Origin of the sequence: Xanthobacter autotrophicus, from assembly GCF_030015065.1 — a bacterium.
GTDB lineage: Bacteria > Pseudomonadota > Alphaproteobacteria > Rhizobiales > Xanthobacteraceae > Xanthobacter > Xanthobacter autotrophicus_D.
In genome coordinates, this window is record NZ_JAIVFN010000467.1 from 1 (window position 1) to 425 (window position 425).

The 425-nt window shown below is 75.5% G+C and carries 1 protein-coding gene; it reads right to left on the reverse strand.

The genetic code is table 11. From position 1 onward, the window contains the following. Positions 1-402, reverse strand: a 402-nt coding sequence (locus K9U40_RS24070; RefSeq protein WP_282892564.1) for a substrate-binding domain-containing protein, incomplete at its 3' end; no start/stop codon positions are given. Positions 403-425 lie beyond the last annotated feature (23 nt).

Consider the following 425-nt stretch of genomic DNA (forward strand, 5'->3'; position numbering starts at 1 on the left):
GAACGCGGCCGCCGTCTGTCCGATGCGCGTGCCGTCGATGCGCACGGTGGTCAGGCTGGGGGCGAGCGTGGCGGCGAACTCGATGTCGCCGAAACCCGCGACGGCCAGATCGCCGGGCACGGCGAGGCCCCGGGTGCGCGCCTCGGTGAGCACACCCAGCGCCAGCATGTCGGAACTGCAGAACACGGCATCGGTGCGCGGCGCGGCTTCCAGCAGCGCGGCGAGCCCGGTGCGCCCCTGCGCATGCGAGGTGGGCGCCGGCACCCACTGCAGCGCCGGAGCCTCCAGGCCCAGCCGGCGCGCCGCCGCTGAAAACCCCTGCCGCCGCCGCGTGGCCCGTTCATCGTCGCCGCTGATCACGGCCAGTCGCCGGCGGCCGCGCGCGTGCAGGTAGGCGCACACGGCTTCTCCCAGGCGTTCGTGCG